Raw genomic sequence first — 19,963 nt, forward strand, 5'->3', positions numbered from 1 at the left:
GCCGGGGCCGCATGGCTTACCAGCCGATGCCGACGCCGACGCCCATGCTGCGTTCACCGCTGTTGGTGAACGCGCCATTGAGGCTGAAGGTGGCCGAGCCCTTCTCGTTGAGCACACGCTGGTAGCCCACCGCCATCGCCGACTCACCCTCGCTGTATCCCACGCCCGCACCCAGGCGGTTGTAGGTGGCCAGGCCGGCGGTGTTCATCGCCATCGCGGTCTGCGCGCTGCTCATCGCCGCCATGCGGTTGAAGCGCTTGTCCATCTTGTCCAGGCGACGCTCGAAGTTGCTGATCGCGCCATCGGTATACTCGTTGGCGCGGGCCAGCATCTTCTCCAGTTCAGCGGTATCGACCTGCGGCTTCGGGGTGTCCTCCTTCTTCGTCTTCGGCTGCGGCGTGGGCTTCTCACCCTCGCCTGCCGACGCCACCTGCTGGCCGCCTTCGGCCTGCGGCACCGGCGCTTCCGGTTCGGGCACTGAAGCCACCGCCATTGCCTGCGGCTGCGGCGCATCGATGCGCTGCTCCAGCCCGTCCATGCGGCCGTTGAGCTGCTGCTGCATCGAATGCAGCTGACCACCATTGACCGCATCGCGGCTGCCGGCGGCGATCAGGCCATTGGCCACGTTGGAAATGACCATGCCGTGGGTTCCGGCCAGGGTGAGCTGGTTGAGACCGTCGGCGCGGACGGAGGGCGTGTCCTGGAACACGCTGCGCAGCTGCGACTCGACCTGGTTCACCCTCGAGCGGTTGCTGACTACTGCACCGTCGAGCGCCTCAAGCGCACCATTGAGCGTGGACTGGGACTGGCCCTGCACGGTGAAGCTGGGGCCGACGATGTTGCCGTTGGCATCGACTTCACCGCCGAGCGCGGACAGCGCACCGCGCAGCTGGCCGACGGTGGCGGCATTGTGATTGGCGGTGCCGTTGGCGATGTTTACGAGGCGGCGCTTCATTCCAGCGTTACCAAACGATGCAACTCTCGCCTCGATCGCCTGTGAGTCGCTTCCGAGCGCCAAAGAGCCATCAGCTCCCGGCTCAACCCTTGAATTGACACCCAAGGCGATGGCTGCAAACGCACCCCGCTCATCGCGCCTTCCAACCTCCGCTCCAGTTCCGATGGCAAAGCTGTAATCTGATCCTTCAAAGACAGTTGATCCGCGTCCAATGGCGACTGAGTTGATTCCCATTGCATGCGCGAACGTTCCAATTGCTGTGCCGCCGTTAGTGCCGGTCTTGGCGAAGTTCCCAATTGCAAGACCAACCGGACCAGCCTGAGCAGGACCATATCCAGGCGCTGTGCCCACGCTGACATACTGGCTGATGCCTTCCATGGCCGACACACGGCTATTGGTCTCATAGAGCTGGCTACCGCGTACAACATCCGAGCTATCAGCCGACAACTTCGCCTCGGCCACGCCAGTCAAAAGCGCACCGCCGAAGTCGATTGGGCCGCTAGCATCCAATCCACGCATTGCCTGTTCGCCGACCTCTCGCTCCTTTCGCATCGCCTCCAGATCATTCCGATTCTGCGAGATCTTCTGCTCTGCGGCGTACAGCTGGCTACCGGTTACAGCATCACGACTTCCTGGCGCCACTCGTCCATCAGCCAAGTTGGTCAGCACCATGCCGTTCTCGCCACTGAGCGCGATCTGATTCATGCCATCGGCACGGGCCGACGGCGAGTCCTGGAAAATCGAGCTAAGCTGATCTTCCACCTTGCCCGCGCGACGACCTGCAGTGATGACGGCGCCATCAAGCGCCATCAGTGCGTCTTCGACCGTGCTCTGCGTTCCGCCCTGCACCGAGTACGTTGGGGCGATGATATTTCCGCTGGCGTCCATGCCTGCTCCGCCGCCGAGGGTAGCGAGGGAATCTTTGAGCTGAGAGACAGTGGAAGCGTTGTGGTCGGCGGTGCCACGAGCGACATTGGTAAGACGACGTTGGGCTTCGGCACTACCAAAAGATGCCGTGTAAGCCTCATCAGCGACCGAGGAATCTCCCAGAGCCAATGCACTGGTCGCCCCCTTCTTGACAATACTGTTCGACCCGAGTGATACCCCACCCACTTCTTCAACTGAAGCGAGAACACCCAGAGCAAATCCATTGTCCGCAGCCTCATTTACCCGCGCAGCCCTCCCCAAAGCAACGGAGTTCTTACCGAGAGCTGCGGAGAAACTACCGACGGCAACTGCCCCCTCACTTGAAACTGAGGCCTCGGCGGAATCACCAATAGCGACACCAATCAGTCCTGCTCGAGCTGCTCCCTGAGGTCCACCTTTGCCACTCGCAAAGTATCGAGAGCTCTCAACAAGACCTTCGATTCCCTTCATAGCTTCGTCCGCAACAGTCTTTGCCGCCTGCGCAGACTGCTCTACGATATATAGTTGACCACCATTCACCACATCGCTGCTGCCAATCTCCAGCAATCCATCCGCCACACCACTGATCTTCCGGTTGGCATTGGCGCTATTGCGAACATCCAACGTCGTTCCGCTGTTCCTTTCGCCCAGACGCACATTGCCAGTCGTAGACACTTGTGCCACCAGCCCGCCAAGCGCCGCGGTTTCGACCAACGCCTTGGCTGCATCCGTCTTTGCCGCCGCCGCTTCTGTGCCCGCAGCCCTGGCAATACTCTCCACCGCCGCCACCTTGTCATTAGTGGCATTGAGCTGCCTGCCGTTGACGGCTTCATAACTGCTGGCATTGACCAGACCATCGGCCACACCAGTCAGCTTTCGATTCGCATTGGCGCTATTGCGCACATCCAACACCGTTCCGCTGTTCTTTTCACCCAGGCGGACATTGCCGGTTGCCGACACCTGCCCCACCAGGCCGCCCAGCGTCACCACCTGAGTCAGCGCGTTGCTCGCATCAGCTTTGGCCTCTCCCGCAGCAGTCTGTGCCTTGGCAACATTCTCATTGGTCGTGTTCAACTGCCTGCCGGTCACCGCTTCCGTGCTGGAGGTACTCAGCGTGGCATCAGCCACACCGGTCACCTTGCGGTTGGCATTGGCACTGTTGCGGACATCCAGCGAGGTACCGCTGTTCTTCTCGCCCAAGCGGACACTGCTGGTGGACGAAGCCTGGCCGATCAGGCCGGTCACCGTGGTGACCTGGGCCAGGGCCTTGCTGGCATCAGCCTTGGCCGCATCCGCAGCGGTCTGCGCCTTGGTGACATTGCCATTGGTCGTGTTGAGCTGGCGTCCATTCACAGCGTCGGTGCTGGTCGTCGTCAGCGCGCCGTCAGACACGCCACTCACCTTGCGCGTCGCCAGCACCGCATTGCGCATGCTGACTTCCGTGCCGGTGTTGCTGTTGGCGATGCGTACGATGCCGCCTGCGGAATCCTGCTTGATCATGCCGTCAACCCGCTCGTTCATGGCATGCAGCTGCTTGCCGGTGACCGCATCAGTGCTGGACGCGGTGACACGACCATCGGCCACGTTCACGATGCGACGGCGCACCGAGGCGCTGCCTACCGACACCGTATTGGCTTCCGTGGCCACCGAGCGAACACCCAGGGCTACGGCGCCCTGTGCGGAGGCAGACGCCGCATAGCCCAGCGCAACGCCGTCCGTAAGAGCACGGCTCTCACCGCCGATGGCGATGGCACCGGTGTAGCCCAGGCTTCCCGCACGGGCACCGCCACCGATGGCGACGCCACCCGTGCCAGCACCGGTCTCAACCTGTGCCCTGCTTCCCAGCGCCACTCCATCCACACCGTTGGACAATGCGTTGGCACCCAGCGCCACCGCATTCTCCTTTTCCGCGCTGGAGCCGCTGCCAACGGCCACCGCATTCTGCCGGGTGGCCGCAGCATCGTTGCCCACGGCCGTAGCCCCAAGTGCTCCGGTGTATGCGTTCGCACCCATTGCCAGTGCGTGGCCGCCATTGGCACTGGCGTTGTACCCAAAGGCAACACTATCGACGCCACTGGTCCGCGCCTTGAAGCCAAACGCAGCGCTGTTCTGCTTTTCAATCCGGGTTCCGTGGCCAAACGCGAAGGAGTTGTCTCCATACACCCGTGAGCCTGCTCCCAAGGCGAGAGCGTTGTATGCGGCACCACCAGCGCCTGCCGTGAACATCTTTTCGTCATAGCTGCCAAACAGCGGGGTACACTTTGCTGCCCACCCCTCATGCTCATTGCATCCGAGGTAGTACTGCGTTGCTCCAGCGTTGCTTGACGCAAAGCCGAGCACCAGTAAGGCAAGGATGCACCTCGATTCCGCGATAATGCCTGAGTGCGAGGCCTTTCCACGCCTCATCGCAAATTCACTGGCAACCTCCCAGCAGCCTTTGGCGTGATTCCAGATACGACGATAGATTCGATTCATGTGTTTCTCCTTAACAGGACAAGGAAAGTGAGCCCCGTGCCGGGCACGGGGCGGGCAAAGTGCGGGCTCAGGTCGTTGTCGGCGCGATCGTCCGCACGTGTTCGCGATAGCCATCGCGGGTGAGCCGGTAGCGCAGCTGCAGCGAGTTGCCCGGCTGAAGCTGGAACGGCAAGGTCAGTGCGGCATCTGGGTAGAGGCTGTGCGACACGGGGTGTGGCGTGCAGGCACCCGCGGCCGTGCACTGCTCAGCACCGATGATTCCCACGCGCAGCGTGCCGGTGTTGTGCAGCGTGTTGTCCTGGAGGCGCAGGTCCACCACACCGTCGTCGGGGGTGACATTGACCAAAGCCCCCCAGACCAGGCTGACGCCGATGTTTGCCTGTGCGCCTTCGCCGTCTTCGAGGGGAGCGTCATCCGGCCCGCGCACGCCTTCGAAATAGAGGCGGTAGGCAGTTTCCTTCTGGACCTGCTGCAGCGGAATCACCCTGATCAGGCGATTGCCGCCGCCGGAAAGTGCGAACTTGCCGGGGGTGATGGCAATCGCCGCATCCGAGGCCTCCATCTCCTGTTCTTCTTCGGCAGGCGTGGCGGGATTGACGATGCGCCGCAGGCGGGTCTGCACGTACTGCGGAATGGTCGACTGCGAGTACACGCGGATCTGGGTGCCGCGCTTGGCATCCACCGCTGCGCGCATCGGGTGAATGGAAAGGTTGGCGTGTGCCGGCAGTGCAAGCAGGGCGCTCACCGGCAGCAGGCAGAACAGCAGCTTCTTCATGGCAGGCTCCTCGGGATCAGGGTTTGGCAGTGGGGACATCGAGCACCACGGTCAGCTCGCCCTCGTACAGGCCGGGGCGCTGGCTGGCGATCGGGGTGGGCGGTGTTTCCAGGGTCAGCGGCGTCGGCACGCAGTACACCGGCTGGCTGATGCCCGGCAGCATCACCAGCCGCAGCTGTGCGCTGTCGATGCCGCGCAGCTGCTGCTTGACGTTGTGCTTCATCGCCAGGCGGTGGCCGCCGTAGTCCAGGTGGACGCGGTAGTCCAGGCGCTGGCTGGCATCGCTGCCGCCATCGCGGTGCCAGAGCGAGAAGTCCGATCCCGCAGGTGGGCGTGGACCGCTGTCGCGAACCGTGACGTCGAGGTACTCGCTCTGCGAACCCAGGCCGTCGTACAGGCACATGTCCAGTTGTTTCCTGCCACCCACGACCTTCTGGATGGGGTCGTAGCGCAGGTCGAGATTGACCAGCGGCGCGATGGTGTCGAAGGTCGGGAAGTAGATCGAAATCGCTTCGTAGTCGGTGACGGTGAAATCGAAGTTGAAGACGTACTTCGCCAGATGCCTACCTGGTGGCATTCTTAGATTAAGTACGAGACTCCCTTTCCAACTGCCAGCCACCAGGCGCGCAACGCTATCCCCAGCAATTGAGACAGCCAGACCCGTGCCGACCGCGTAGTCGATGCCACAAGGTCTGGAATGCGACGACCAGATCGCATATCTGGTATCTCGCCAGTAGTCGAGCGAGCAAACTTGGGTGGAATCCGCTCTATAGATTGAGGCAGCGAAATTGATCGCTCCCGGGGTTCCCGTACGCTCTTCTATCGCACGCACCGGTATCACACTCGTTACACCACCACTTTCTGCCTCCGTGTCTTCGGTACGGCACATTCCAGATGCGGGATCAGTGGACGATTCACACGTCAGAAATAGCTCGCCGTACTGCTTACTCAGATCTATGTCGTACGCGATCAAAGTCTTTGGCGCCCATATCTCAATATCTCCGGGCATCGCTGAGCGATCCCAGCTCATGACAATGTCCTGGGTAATGACGCCAGTAGGTGGATCTGTATCCGGAGGCCGTTGCGCCCACGCCCGCGGCATCACCAGCACCAGCGCACACACCAGCATCAACACGAACATCCAACGCCGGCTCATGGCGTACCTCCTGCAGCAGCGGTCCGGGGCGTGGCGGCAATCAACGCGCGTTCCTGCAGCAGGCGGGTCACGCGGGCCTGCTGGCGGATTTCGGCCGGCAGCTGGGCCACGGCCAGCGGCTCGCAGTGCACGGCACCGACCAGCAGCACCACCTGGCGGCGCTCGCGCACCTGCAGCGGGCAGTGCAGCAGGCGGTCGTCCTGCAGCAGGTACAGCGTCGTTTCGCGACGCGGGAAATCGGCGACGAAGCCGCCGTTGGCGCTGGTGCCGGGCACCGGCGCGTTGAGAATGCGGGCGCCGCCCAGCGGCGCACCGGCCAGGTCGCGGGCATGGCCGATGAAGGTGTAGGTCACTTCGATCGGCACCGGCATGCGCATCAGCTTGCCGGGCGTGAGGAACATCGGTCGTGCACCGCCCACGCCGGTCACGCGGATGGCGGCGATGCTGTCCAGCGTGCTGGCGTCCTGCACTTCGGCACGTTGCGATTGATAGGCCGGCAGCGGCAGCAGCCGGCGTTCGCCGATCTGCAGGCGTTGCCTGCGCAGCCCGCCCACCTGCAGTTCGGCGGCCACGCCGCGCAGGTCGGCGTCATCGGTATCGGCCACCTGCACGGCAAGGCCGGCGTCGGCGCCGTTGGCACCGCTCCAGTAGAAACCGCGACGGCCAAGCGCGAAGCCGGAGCTGTGCGCGCCGCTGTAGCCGGTCTCGCTGCGGCCACGCTGCTGGTAGCGCGCCACGCTGGCGCTGGTGTGGCCGATGCCATTCTGCAGCTGGCCACCCAGTGAAGCGCTGTAGCGCTCGTTGTTGTTGGCGCGCAGCTCGCCGGACAGCTCGCGGTACTGTGTATCCAGTTCCTGGCGCAGGCTCTGGCCGACGCTGTAGTCGATCGCCGGGCGCTGATGCTGCGGCTGGCGCACATCCACGGCATAGCGCCGCTGCCCATCACCGGCAGCGCTGCGGTGCCGGCGGCTCAGGCTGAGGTTGACGTAGATGCCACGGTCGCGCTCGGTGCTGCCACGCACGCTGTCGGTGCTGTGCTGCCGCCACACGCCCACGCGCGTGGAGACGCTGAAATCCTGCCAGCGATGGCTGCGGCTGAAGCTGGCCTGCCAGGTGCGGCTGAGCAGCGGCTCGCGGCGCGGTTCCAACGGCCCCGGCGGCAACAGCGGCTCAAGCCCGAACAACGGATCCTGCTCGAACTCTGGCCGGTGCCAGCCGGTGCGCCAGGTCTGGCGCCGGGTGTAGCCCACGTAAACATTGCCGCCCGCCAGCGGCAGCGACATCGAACCACTGAGCGCGTTGGTGCAGCCCAGCTGGTCGCGCGCCTCGGCCTCGAACTGGCAGGCCTTGCCACGCATGCGCTGCTGGTAGAGATTCCACGACGCCGTGCGCCGGTACGACAGCTGGTGCTGCTGCCCGTTGCTGCCGTCGCTGCCGCGCATGCCGCTGAAGGTGGCGCGTACTTCCTGCGTGGCCATCACCCGGCGCAGGTCCAGGCGCAGCTCGCCGTAGCGGTGCCCGCCGAACGTGGCGGCACCGGCGGTCATGGCCGCGTCGCGGCCCAGCGGCACGCGCACGCCGGCCATCGCGATGCGCTCGCCATCGAACGCATCGCTGCGGCGCTCATTGCGGTGGCCGCCCTGCACGAACCATTGCCACTGGCTGTTGGTCCAGTCGCCGCCCTTGTCGAAGGGCGCCTCCTCGGTGCGCACCAGCACACCGTCCTCGTAGATGCGCATGCGGACCAGGTAGTTGCCGAACGGGAAATTGCGGGTGTCGACCTGGTTGATGCCGGCCTGCAGGTAGAAGGTCTGCAGCAGGCGCTCGCCATCGAACACGTCCACCCGCGCATCGCGCGCCAGCAGCACGGTCAGCGGGCTGGCCTGCACCGCCGCGTCGGTGTCCACATAGGCCTGGGTGGTACCCAGGCGTGCGCCCTGGAAGCGGTCCAGCGGCAGCATGCTGAAGCTGAAGGTGCCGCCCTGCGGGCTGGACAGGTTGCGGCGGTCCATGCGCCCGGCCTGCAGGTAGTGCGCCGGCCCCAGGTCGTGGCGGTAATAGACATTGTCGAACTGGAAATCGTCGTCGCTGTGGCTGCGATAGCGCTGCTGGTTGTAGTACCACTCGGCCGACAGGTGGCCGCGTTCGAACAGGCCCAGCGTGCCGACGCCGCGTGCCGACAGCGACTGGTAGTCACGGCCACCACTGAGGTTGAGCGTCTGCTGATGCAGGAACGCGTTCTCGGCATTGGCGGTGACCGTGTGGAAACGCTCGGCGGCAGGCTTGCCGGGAATCCACCGGCGCGCCACGAACAAGCGCACCGCGCCCTCGCCTTCGTCATACAGCGCGCGCACCTCGTCGGGAGCTTCCGGCGGACCGATGTAGCCGCAGCCGGCGCTGGCACCACCGAAGCGGCATGCCAGATGGCTGTTGCGCGGCAGCGGCTGCGACAGCGCAGGCAGCAGGGCGGCCTGCGCCTCGGCAGTCAGGTCCAGTGCCTGCAGCACGCGCGCGGGATCTTCCAGCTGCACGTGCTCCAGGGTCACGCGCACCGGCGACAGCCCGGCCGAGCGGCCGAACAGCTGGATGTCGAGTTGTTCGGTCTGGCCTTCGACCAGATCTTCAAAACCGGGCGGGACGCCGCGCGCGGCCGCCAGCGGAGTGGACAACGCCAGGGCGAGCGCGACCGCCAGCCGGGTGACGGCGGGGGCGTGTAGGGTCATGGGGGCACCGCTGCAAGCGGCCGGCCCGGGATGCGGGCCGGCGCGGGGGATTACGGCGTAGCCGCCTTCTGGTTCAGCACGACGTTGACCAGGCCGCTGTACGCGCCCTTGGTGAGGATCGGCGCCGGCGTGGTCTGTGCGATGGTCAGCGGCATCGAGATCGAGGCGCCCGGGGTCGAGCCCGCACCGTTGAACAGGTCAGTTGCCTTGTACTCGATGGCGGCTGCACCCAGCGCGCGGTTGTTCAGGCTGATGGTCATCGGCACGGTCACGGCGCCGGTCTCGTTGGCCAGGAAGAAGCTGCCATCGATGCGGGCTTCGATATCCGCGGTTTCATCGTTGGAGTGGATGCGCACGCGCTGCGTGTTCGGAATCAGGCCGCGCAGCGGGTCGTGGGTGAGGGTGACCATGTCCGGCAGCGGCGTGCCGTCATCGCGCAGCAGCGCCAGGGTCGGGTCGACGTCGGCGTAGACGGAGATCTTGGTTTCCACGGCGTGCGCGGACAGCGAAGCAGTGGCCAGCGCTGCAGCGAGCGCGGCCTTCTTGATAATGGCGTGCATGGGTGTCTCTCTCGGACAGGGGGAATATGAAAGCCCCCCTCCCCTAAGGAGAAAGGGAGGGAGGCGCCGCCCGCAGAGGTGGTTGCGGGCGACGGAGAGAATGTTAGGAATCCATTGCCATGCAGACTATTCAAGCATTCCTAAAACGTGGAACGTTAAGGAGAATTCTTGAAGGTGTTCAATGTTTGAGGGCTATGCAATTCCCCTCACTGCTTGAATGCAATAAACCTCATTGCTTCGCATTTGTAGAGTCGAGCCGTGCTCGACCGCTGTTCGCACCATACGTGCGAGTCGAGCATGGCTCGACTCTACAGACAGCTTTTCCGGTCGTTTTGACGTCATCCACGCATGGCGTGGATCTACTGTGGCGCCGGGCCCATGCGCGGCTGCCGTTCGCTTCAACCTGCGGGCACCACGGTGACGTGATCGACATCGATGTCGGTCGGCTTGAATCGATGCGTGTCGACCTTGCCACGCAGCTCGACCACGGTGTCGGCGCCAATGGCCTGCGGCGGCAGGTCTTCGTCATCGATCTCGACTTCGATCTGGCCGCTGGCATCACGGAACTGGTAGCGTTCGTCCCCGATCTTGGAGATGAGGGTGCCACGCAGCACCACCGGATGGTCATCGCGCTGCGCGCGTGCGTCGGCGACGGTGCTGGCAGCCGTTCCCGCGCCTGGTCCGGTGTACTGCGCAAAGGCCTGCGGGCTCAGCAGGGCAAGCGGCGTGGCGATGAGGGCGATGGCAAGCAGTCGGTTCATGGTGTTCTCCGTGGAGGGATGAGTACCCTCAGGTTCTATCGCCCTCCATGTGATGCCCATGCAATAGATCCGAAAAGATGTGAACGCGACATCCATTGTCAGAATGCATTCAGATCCTGAAGCAAGTCCCTGTGGAACCGCGCCCGGGCGCGGCTGCTGTCCGCGCTGCGCGCGGGAGTCGAGCATGGCTCGACTCTACAGATATCAGGCCGCCTTTCGGCGGCCTGATGAGACATCGCGTTGGCGCGCGATCAGAAGAAGATCGCGTACAGGATCAGCAGCGGAATCGGCACGCCCAACAGCCAGAGCAGAATCATTTTCATGGCAGGTCTCCTTGCACGGTAGGCGGGTTACAGGTCGCGGCGGCGGCCGCCCCAGGTGGCGCTGAGGCTGGCGAAGAACGCGCCGATCAGCAAGGTGATGAACAGCCACAGCGCGGCATACGCTGCTGCCTTGCGGGCATCGTCGGCCGCCTGCTTGGCGGTGCTCTTCGCCTTCTCCAGCGCTGCACGCATGCGCGTCTGCACATCGATTACACGGGCCTGCGCTTCGGCCTGGCTCATGCCGGTTTCGCGCGCGATCAGCTGCGACAGGTACTGGGTGTCGGCCGGATCCAGGCCATCGCCCTGCAGGCTGTTGACGATGATGCGGTTCACTTCGGCGCGGACTTCGCGGCGGTCGCCCATCGGGCCGTTGCCCGGCATCGGGCGCGGCGGCGGGCCCATGCGCGCGTCGCGTGGGCCGACGCTTGCGGCCGGCGGCGGCGGGGGGGCATTCGGATCCATCGGTGCACCCGGCGGCGGCGCTGCAGGAGCAGACGGCCCTGCGCTGGTGGTGCTGCGGAACAGCGAATCGACCCAGTAGTTGAGGTCGCCTTCCGGAGCCGCGGCGGCAGTGCTGGCGGCGCCCGCAGCGGCAACACCGGCCGTGGATGCGGCAGCGCCTGCGGTGGCGCCCGCCACCTTTGCACCGGCGCCCAGCACGCCACCGATGGCGGAGGTGAGCAGGCCCGCAGTCAGCAGCGTGGCCACCGCCCACGATACGAAGCCGTGTGCGGTGTCGCGGAAATAGGTTTCATCGCCATGGATCTGCGTCCACTTGGTGCGCAGGCGGCCGGCGAGGTAGCCACCCAGGCCCGAGGCGGCCAGTGCGGTGAAGGTGAGCCAGGCGATGCTGGACCAGCCGAAGGTTTCCTTGCTGACGCCTTCGAATGACCACGGCGACACCGAGGAGAGGCCGAGGCCAACGCCCAGGATCAGCAGGATGAGGGAGAGCGCAGCGGCAGCGGCGGCACCGGCGAAGATCGCGCCCCAGGACACGGCGCTTTCGCTGGGAGGGGTAACGATCGGGGCGGTGACGACAGTGGCGACGTCGGGACCAAGCGGGTCGCGCTCGGGTGGGTCGAATCGGGTGCTCATCGGGATGGACGCTCCATTTCAGGTGCTGTGGATGCAGCTGGCGTCCTGAGGCTGCGCGAGCGCTTGTGAAGCTGGTGAGACCCTTGAATCACGCGGTCTTGGCGCGGTGAAGCGCGTGCCAACCAAGGTTGGCACCTACCGAAGGCGGATGCGGTGGTAGATCCACGCCATGCGTGGATGATTTTTCGCGGGCGCCGAAATCGTGCGGACCAACGGTCCGCACCTACCAGGTCCGCGCAAAAAAAAACGCCCCGCGGATGCGGGGCGTTCTCGGCACAACCTACGCGGGCGATCAGCCCTGGTAGTCGCGCACGTCGCTGCCGGTGTAGACCTGGCGCGGACGGCCGATCTTCATTTCCGGGTCGACCTGCTGTTCCAGCCAATGCGACACCCAGCCGGAGGTACGGCCCAGGGCGAACATGACGGTGAACATCTCGGTCGGGATCTGCAGCGCCTTGTAGATGATGCCGCTGTAGAAATCGACGTTCGGGTACAGCTTGCGGGCGACGAAGTACTCGTCCTGCAGCGCGGCCTGCTCCAGCTTCACGGCCACGTCCAGCAGCGGATCCTGCACGCCCAGCTGCTTGAGCACCTTGCTGGTCATCTCGCCGATGACCTTGGCGCGCGGGTCGAAGTTCTTGTAGACGCGGTGGCCGAAGCCCATCAGGCGGAAGCCGGAGGTCTTGTCCTTGGCCTTGACCACGGCAGACTCGACGTTGTCGGCAGTGCCGATTTCTTCCAGCATCTTCAGCACGGCTTCGTTGGCACCGCCGTGGGCCGGACCCCACAGCGCGGTGACGCCCGCAGCGACCGACGCGTACGGGTTGGCACCGGTCGAACCGACCAGGCGCACGGTCGAGGTCGAGGCGTTCTGCTCGTGGTCGGCGTGCAGGATGAACAGCAGGTCCAGCGCCTTGACCACGTCCGGGTTCAGATCGTACTGGCCGTCAGCCGACTCGAAGGTCTGCTTCAGGAAACGGCTGACGTAGTCCAGCGAGGTGTCCGGCTTGTTGGCCGGCAGGCCCTTGCCGTGGCGGTAGATCAGCGCCGACAGGGTCGGCACCTTGGCGATCAGGCGCACGGCGGCCTGGCGGCGCTGTTCGGCGTCGGACAGGTCCAGCGAGTCGTGATAGATGGCCGACAGCTGCGCGATCGCAGCGGCCAGGATGGCCATCGGGTGGGCATCCTTGGCGAAGCTGCCGATCAGGGTGTTGATCGACTCATCGACGTTGGCTTCGGCGGTCAGCTCATCGGTGAAGGCCTTCAGCTGCTCGGCGCTCGGGCGCTCGCCGTTGATCAGCAGGTAGGCCACTTCGACGTAGCTCGACTTTTCCGACAGCTGTTCGATCGGGTAGCCGCGGTACAGCAGCACGCCCTTGTCGCCGTCGATGTAGGTGATGGCGGACTTGCAGCTGGCCGTCGCGGTGAAGCCGGAATCGTAGGTGAAATACCCCGTTTCCTTGGTCAGCTTCGCGATGTCGACGCAGTCGTTGCCAAGGGTGGGTTTGATGACGGGCAGAACGACCGACTTGTCGCCGGCGTTGAGCGTGACCTGATCAAGATCGGACACTGTGTGCGCTCCTTCATGGGAAGGCGCCTGCCCAAGCGCATTGGTCAGGCACGTGAATGACGTCCTCGGCCTGTGCCGGGGATCAGGTCATTATCGCACAGCAGCATTTGCCCGGCGCTAGACAGAAGTCGTATACGACAGGCAGCCAGACGCCGGCCGTTGAGCGGCCCGGATCGGCAAAAGCGTTGTCACACGAACGCAGTGTTCCGTCCATCCAAACGCCCGTTGGGTTGGCGTTGGGGAAAAACAAACGGCCGCGCAGAGCGCGGCCGTTGGTTCGAAGCTGGATCGACAGATCAGCGCGCGTAGCGCTTCTGGAACTTGTCGATACGGCCCGAGGTGTCGATGACCTTGTGCTTGCCCGTGTAGAACGGGTGCGAAGCCGAGGAAATTTCAACCTTGACCAGCGGGTATTCGTTGCCGTCTTCCCACTGGATGGTTTCCTTCGTCGCCATGGTGGAGCGGGTCAGGATCTTGAAATCGGAGGTGACGTCATGGAAGACGACGTCGCGGTAGTTCGGATGGATATCGGCCTTCATGGGCTCACACCGTAAATGGGCTGGTGGTCAAGAGCGGCATTATAAGCACCGGTTGCCGCCCGGGGCAACCGGTGCCGGGTAATGGACGTCAGTCCGCGCCCAGGGCCTGGCGCACCAGGGCCTCGAAACGCTGCTGGTCGTAGGCCATCAGCAGATCGCAGTTGTCCGGCTGGCCGGTCTGGCGGTTCCAGTCGACGATGGTGGCGCCGCGGCTGAACGTGCCGTTCAGCTCCACGTTCAGCGGGCGCGACTCGACCCGCAGCTGCCCTTCGGGGTTCAGCGCCCAGGCCATGGCCACCGCATCGGCGGTGTACCAGCGGCCGCCCTTGCTGTCTTCGGACAGGCCCCGGGTCTTGCGCGAGATCAACTCGTAGAAGCGGGCGCGATCGGAATCGGCCTGCAGCCACTTCTCGGCGTCCTGCAGCGGCAGGCCATGGGCGACGGTGGCCTCCCAGTCCGACACCAGCAGGTGCTTGAACGAGGTGAACACCACGTGCGCCGCTTCCGGGTCGAACGCAATGTTGAATTCGGCCGCCGGGGTGATGTTGCCGTGGCAGGTGACCGCGCCGCCCATCACCACGATGCGCTTGATGCGCTCGGGCAGGGTCGGGTCCAGCTTCAGTGCCAGGGCAAGGTTGGTCAGCGGGCCCAGCATCACCAGCATCAGTTCGCCGGCGTGCTCGTGCGACAGGCGCAGGATGGCCAGTGCGGCGTGCTCGGCTTCGGCCTGGCGGCTGGGCGGCGGCAGGTCCACGTCGCCGTAGCCGTCACGGCCATGCACGTGGGCAGCGTCGACGGAGGGATGCAGCAGCGGATCCGGGCTGCCGGCAAACACCGGCACGTCGGCGCGGCCGACGATGTCGCAGAGCTTAAGGGCGTTGCGAACGGTGTACTCGAGGCCGACATTGCCGGCGGCGATGGTCAGGGCGACCACGTCGTGCCGTTCATCGGCGAAGGCCATCAGCAGGGCCAGGGCGTCGTCCACACCGGGGTCGGTGTCGATCAACAGCGGGATCTTGTGGGTCATCGTTGCCGTCTTCAGATCGGCAACGAAGTGTGGACCGGGTTGATGACCGTTGCAAGTACGGGGTGTTGGGGTTCTGGCAGGGCTGCGCCCTGCACCCGCCGAAGCGGTAGTGCCGGCCGCTGGCCGGCAACTTCAACAGCAACGTCAAAAGCGGGTTTCCCGCGGATAGCGGGGAAGAGCTCTCTGTAGAGTCGGGCCATGCTCAACTCCCGCGCGCAGCGCCCACAGCAGCCGAGCGTGGGCTCGGCTCTACAGTGGATCCACGCCGTGCGTGGATGTGCGTCCCCGAAATGGGGTTAGAGCCCTTTGCTGTGCAAAGGGATCCGCCCCCGGCACTTACGCCGAGGCGTAACGCACGGCGGTGCCGATCCAGCGCTGCACCACGCGGTCGGCCAGCGCGGGTTGCTGGTCCAGCAAGCGCTCGGCCAGGTCGTGCACGCCGGGCAGCAGGCCGGCGTCGCGGGCCAGGTCGGCGATGCGGAAACCGGCCAGGCCGGTCTGGCGGGTGCCGAGCAGTTCGCCGGGGCCGCGCAGTTCCAGGTCCTTCTCGGCAATGACGAAACCGTCGTTGGTTTCGCGCATGGTCTGCAGGCGCTCGCGTGCCATCTGCGAGAGCGGTGCCTGGTACAACAGCACGCAGCGCGACACCGCCGAACCGCGGCCAACACGGCCGCGCAGCTGGTGCAGCTGGGCTAGGCCGAGGCGTTCGGCGTTCTCGATCACCATCAACGAGGCGTTCGGTACGTCCACGCCCACTTCGATGACGGTGGTCGCCACCAGCAGGTCGATCTGCCCGGCCTTGAACGCCACCATCGTGGCCAGCTTTTCCGCAGCTTTCAGGCGGCCATGCACCAGCCCCACGCGCACGCCGGGCAGCAGCGCCTGCAGCGATTCGTAGGTGGCCTGCGCGGGCGTGGCGTCCAGCTCTTCGCTTTCCTCGATGAGCGTGCACACCCAGTACACCTGCCGCCCTTCCTGGCAGGCCAGCGCAATGCGCTCGATCAGCTCCGGGCGACGATCGTTGTTCAGTGCGACGGTCTGCACCGGCGTGCGGCCCGGTGGCAGTTCGTCGATGGCCGAGACATCCAGGTCCGCGTATTCGGACATCGCCAGCGTGCGCGGAATCGGTGTTGCGGTCATCACCAGCTGGTGCGGCACGCTGTTGCCTCCCGCGCCCTTGTCACGCAGCGCCAGTCGCTGATGCACGCCGAAGCGATGCTGCTCGTCGACGATGGCCAGTGCCAGATCCTGGAACACCACCGCCTCCTGCATCAGCGCGTGGGTACCCACCACCACCTGCGCTTCGCCGCTGGCGACCTGCTCCATCACCTTGGCGCGCGCCTTGCCGGTGACCTTGCCGGCCAGCCAGGCGATGCGCACGCCGAGCGGTTCCAACCAACCGCGCAGGTTGTTGAGGTGTTGCTCGGCCAGCAGCTCAGTCGGTGCTGCCAGCGCAACCTGTTTGCCCTGCTCCACCGCCAGCATCGCCGCCAGCGCGGCGACCACGGTCTTGCCGGAGCCGACATCGCCCTGCACCAGCCGCAGCATCGGGCTGGGGCGCGCGAGGTCCTCGCGGATCTGCTTGAACACCCGCGCCTGCGCGCCGGTCAGCGCGAACGGCAATTGCTTCAGCAGCGCCTTGGCCAGCTTGCCGGGGCCGGCCAGCGGCGGTGCATGGTGCGCCTGCAGCGCGATACGCTGGCGACGCAGGCTGAGGTGGTGGGCCAGCAGCTCTTCCATTGCCAGGCGACGCTGCGCTGGATGAGTGCCGGCCGCCAGCGCGGCCAGGTCGGCATCGGGCGGCGGCCGGTGCACGGTCAGCAGCGCGCTGCGCAGCGACGGCAGGCCGAGGCCATCGAGCCAGCCGCTGGGCAGCAGTTCCAGCGTGCTTTCCTCCGGCAGGCGGTCCAGGGCCTGGCCGATCAGCTTGCGCATCGTCATCGGGCCGACGCCTTCGACGGAGGGATACACCGGGTCGAGGCGGTCGCCGAGTTCGGGATCGTCGTTGCGGCCCAGCACCTGGTAGCTGGGATGGACGATTTCCAGGCCGAGGTGGCCCGGCTTGGGCGTGCCGAAGCAGCGCAGCCGGTTGCCGACCGCGAACTGGCCGACCTGCTGCTGGCGGAAATGGAAGAAGCGCAGCACCAGGGTGCCCTGCCCTTCGTCTTCCACCGCTACTTTCAGCATCGGCCGGTAGCGCATGCCGCGCTCGACCGCGACCACCCGCCCTTCCACCTGCGCCGGCACGCCGTTGCGCAGGTCTTCGATGCGGGTCAGCCGGGTCCGGTCTTCATAGCGCAGCGGCAGATGAAGCCAGAGATCCTGCAGGGTGGCCAGGCCACGCGCCTGCAGTTTGGCGGCCACGGCCGGACCGACGCCCGCGAGCATCGCCAGGGATGCTTCGCCGGACGGTGACAGGACCGGGGTGACCGCCGCCTTGCGTGCCACGTGGCGGTCAGTCGATGACCATCACCGCGTCGACCTCGAAGTTGGCGCCCTTCGGCAGGCCGGAGACTTCGATGGTGGAACGGGCCGGGTACGGGGCCTGGAAGTAGTCCTGCATTACCGCGTTGACCTTGGCGAACTCGCCCAGGTCGGTCAGGTACAGGCCCAGGCGCACGACCTTGTCCAGCGAGCCGCCGGCGGCTTCGGCCACGGCCTTGAGGTTGTCGAAGGCGCGGCGGGCCTGTGCTTCGACGTCACCGGCGCCGACGATGTCGCCGGTGGCCGGGTCGAGCGGGATCTGGCCGGAGAAGTACACGGTGTTGCCGGCGCGCACGGCCTGCGAGTACGGGCCGATGGCGGCGGGAGCCTTTTCGGTGTTGATGATCTGGCGGGACATGGGTCGCTCCGGTGCTTGGGGGAAAACAGAGCGGTGATTGTACCGGGTGGGGGTGCATCCACGCATGGCGTGGATCTACCGCGCCGCTCCGGTAGTGCCGGCGTACCGACTGCACGACCGACAGACGGCGCAGGCGGCGCATCACTTCGGCCAGATGGTTGCGGTCGCGTACCTGGATGTTGAACGCCAGCACGGCGGCGTTGAAGTCGCGGTCCAGGTAGTCCACGCGCTCGATGTTGGAATGGCTCTGCGCGATGGCAGCAGCCAGCTGCGCCAGCACACCGGTGCCGTTCTCTACTTCCACCACCAGCGAAGTGTCGTAGTCGCCGGAAACGGTGGTGTCCCAGCCGATCGGCACCCAGCGCTCGGGCGACTTGCGCAGCTCGGCCAGGTTCGGGCAGTCCATGCGGTGAACCACGATGCCCTTGCCGGCGGTGTGGTAGCCCATGATCTCGTCGCCGGGAATCGGCTGGCAGCAGCCGGCGAAGGTGACCACGCCACGCTCGCTGCCGTTGATCAGGATCTTTTCCTGCGAGTGGTGGCGCGAATGCGGGCCGCCACGCAGTTCGGCGTAGGCCATCAGCGCCTGCGCGGCCTGGGTCGGCATCCAGTTGCCCAGTGCGACCTCGGCCAGCAGCGCCTCCAGGCGTGGGAAACGATGCTCGGCCAGGAACGCATCCAGGCGCCCCTTCGGCAACCGTTCCAGCGACGAATCCATCGCCTCCAGCGCACGGTCGAGCATGCGGTGGCCGAGCTGCACGGCATCTTCGTGCTCCAGCTGCTTGAGCTGGTGGCGGATGGCAGTGCGCGCCTTGCTGGTGACCACGAATTCCAGCCACTGCGGTTTCGGCGTGGCCGAGCGTGCGGTGATGATCTCCACCGACTGCCCCGACACCAGCTTGGTGCGCAGCGGCACCAGTTTCTTGTCCACGCGGGAGGCCACCGCCATGTTGCCGACGTCGGTATGCACGGCGTAGGCGAAATCGAGCGCGGTGGAATTGCGCGGCAGGGCCAGGATCTTGCCCTTCGGCGTGAACAGGTAGACCTCGTCCGGGAACAGGTCGACCTTGACGTTGTCGAGGAACTCCAGCGAGGACCCGGCGGCACGCTGCGAGTCGATCAGCTCGACGATCCACGCGTGGGCACGGCTCTGTGCGCTGTTGGGCGAATCGCCGCCGAACTTGTAGGTCCAGTGCGCGGCCACACCGCGTTCGGCGATCAGGTCCATTTCCTCGGTGCGGATCTGCACTTCGATCGGCGAGCCATACGGCCCGAACAGCACGGTGTGCAGCGACTGGTACCCGTTGGCCTTGGGAATGGCGATGAAATCGCGGAAGCGGCCATCCAGCGGCTTGAAGGTGGCATGCACCGAACCCAGCGCGTGGTAGCAGCTGGGTACGCTGCGCACCACCAGGCGGAAGCCGAACACGTCCATCACCTGGTCGAACGATTTGTTCTCGTCGCGCATCTTGTTGTAGATGCTCCACGGCGTCTTGATGCGGCTGACCAGGCGATGCTCGATGCCTTCCTTCGCCAGCCGCTGCGACAGCTGCACTTCCACCTGTGCCAGCGCTTCACGGCGTACCACCGGCTGGCTGCGGATGTGCTTTTCCAGGATCGCGTGGCGCCACGGATACAGCGCCTTGAAGCCCAGGTTCTGCAGTTCGCTCTTGACCAGGCTCATGCCCAGGCGCTGGGCGATGGGCGCGTAGATCTCCAGCGTCTCGCGGGCGATGCGGCCGCGCGCTTCGCGGCTCTGCGCGCCCAGCGTGCGCATGTTGTGCAGGCGATCGGCCAGCTTGATCATGATCACGCGCAGGTCGCGCGACATTGCCAGCAGCATCTTGCGGAAGCTCTCGGCGGCCGCTTCCTGGCGGTCGCGGAACTTCAGCTTGTCCAGCTTGGTCACGCCGTCGACCAGCTCGGCCACGGCTTCGCCGAACTCGGCGGCCAGCGCCTCACGGGTCAGCGGTGTGTCTTCGATGGTGTCGTGCAGGATCGCCGCGATCAACGCTTCCACGTCCAGGCCAAGCTCGGCCAGCACCTGGGCCACGGCCACCGGATGGGTGATATAGGGCTCGCCCGACTTGCGCGTCTGCCCGGCGTGCGCGGCGGCTCCGACTTCCCAGGCGCGGCGCAGCAGCGGCAGCTGTTCCGGCGGCAGGTAATGGGCGGCGCGTTCAAGCTGGAGGACGTAGTCGGGTACGGCGGCAGCGGGGGCTGCGGCGACCTTGGCAGTGGGGCCTGGGTTCATGC

General features: G+C 65.6%; 12 protein-coding genes and 1 pseudogene. All 13 read right to left on the reverse strand.

The window, feature by feature from the left end; translation table 11 throughout:
* Positions 1-16: 16 nt before the first annotated feature.
* Positions 17-4,336, reverse strand: coding sequence for an ESPR-type extended signal peptide-containing protein (locus ACTXG9_RS02610; protein WP_329866027.1), 4,320 nt, complete (start codon positions 4,334-4,336; stop codon positions 17-19).
* A 67-nt stretch (positions 4,337-4,403) separates the two neighbouring features.
* Positions 4,404-5,111: a pilus assembly protein gene (locus ACTXG9_RS02615; protein WP_111205127.1), complete on the reverse strand. Its 708-nt coding sequence runs from the start codon at positions 5,109-5,111 to the stop codon at positions 4,404-4,406.
* A gap of 16 nt (positions 5,112-5,127) precedes the next feature.
* Positions 5,128-6,267: a CfaE/CblD family pilus tip adhesin gene (locus tag ACTXG9_RS02620; RefSeq protein ID WP_188250295.1), complete on the reverse strand. Its 1,140-nt coding sequence runs from the start codon at positions 6,265-6,267 to the stop codon at positions 5,128-5,130.
* Entirely contained in the window at positions 6,264-8,990 is a 2,727-nt protein-coding gene (locus ACTXG9_RS02625) for a TcfC E-set like domain-containing protein (protein WP_346484191.1), read from the reverse strand. The genes ACTXG9_RS02620 and ACTXG9_RS02625 overlap by 4 nt, the downstream gene beginning before the upstream one ends.
* A 50-nt stretch (positions 8,991-9,040) precedes the next feature.
* Positions 9,041-9,550, reverse strand: coding sequence for a CS1 type fimbrial major subunit (locus ACTXG9_RS02630; protein WP_021203706.1), 510 nt, complete (start codon positions 9,548-9,550; stop codon positions 9,041-9,043).
* A 398-nt stretch (positions 9,551-9,948) separates the two neighbouring features.
* Positions 9,949-10,311 carry a NirD/YgiW/YdeI family stress tolerance protein gene (locus ACTXG9_RS02635; RefSeq protein WP_021203707.1) on the reverse strand — a complete coding sequence of 121 codons (363 nt, stop codon included), beginning with the start codon at positions 10,309-10,311 and terminating at the stop codon, positions 9,949-9,951.
* 350 nt (positions 10,312-10,661) lie between these two features.
* On the reverse strand, positions 10,662-11,729 hold the full coding sequence (locus ACTXG9_RS02640; protein WP_456115437.1) for a hypothetical protein: 1,068 nt from the start codon (positions 11,727-11,729) through the stop codon (positions 10,662-10,664).
* A gap of 292 nt (positions 11,730-12,021) precedes the next feature.
* The gene (locus tag ACTXG9_RS02645; protein ID WP_049453347.1) at positions 12,022-13,299 is read right to left on the reverse strand and encodes a citrate synthase; all 1,278 of its coding nucleotides are present in this window, start codon (positions 13,297-13,299) and stop codon (positions 12,022-12,024) included.
* Between the two features lie 296 nt (positions 13,300-13,595).
* Complete coding sequence (locus ACTXG9_RS02650) at positions 13,596-13,838, reverse strand: type B 50S ribosomal protein L31 (protein ID WP_005410871.1); 243 nt, start codon at positions 13,836-13,838, stop codon at positions 13,596-13,598.
* Positions 13,839-13,926: 88 nt separating this feature from the next.
* A complete protein-coding gene (locus ACTXG9_RS02655; RefSeq protein ID WP_021203710.1) occupies positions 13,927-14,865 on the reverse strand; it encodes a nucleoside hydrolase in 939 nt (312 codons plus the stop codon).
* A gap of 336 nt (positions 14,866-15,201) precedes the next feature.
* Entirely contained in the window at positions 15,202-17,313 is a 2,112-nt protein-coding gene (recG, locus tag ACTXG9_RS02660; RefSeq protein WP_456115438.1) for an ATP-dependent DNA helicase RecG, read from the reverse strand.
* 7 nt (positions 17,314-17,320) lie between these two features.
* A complete protein-coding gene (locus ACTXG9_RS02665) occupies positions 17,321-17,707 on the reverse strand; it encodes a RidA family protein (RefSeq protein ID WP_005410875.1) in 387 nt (128 codons plus the stop codon).
* A gap of 97 nt (positions 17,708-17,804) precedes the next feature.
* A pseudogene (locus ACTXG9_RS02670) lies at positions 17,805-19,961 on the reverse strand (RelA/SpoT family protein); the annotation flags it as partial.
* Positions 19,962-19,963: the final 2 nt, after the last annotated feature.

It is taken from the genome of Stenotrophomonas maltophilia group sp. LNF247, from assembly GCF_054083135.1.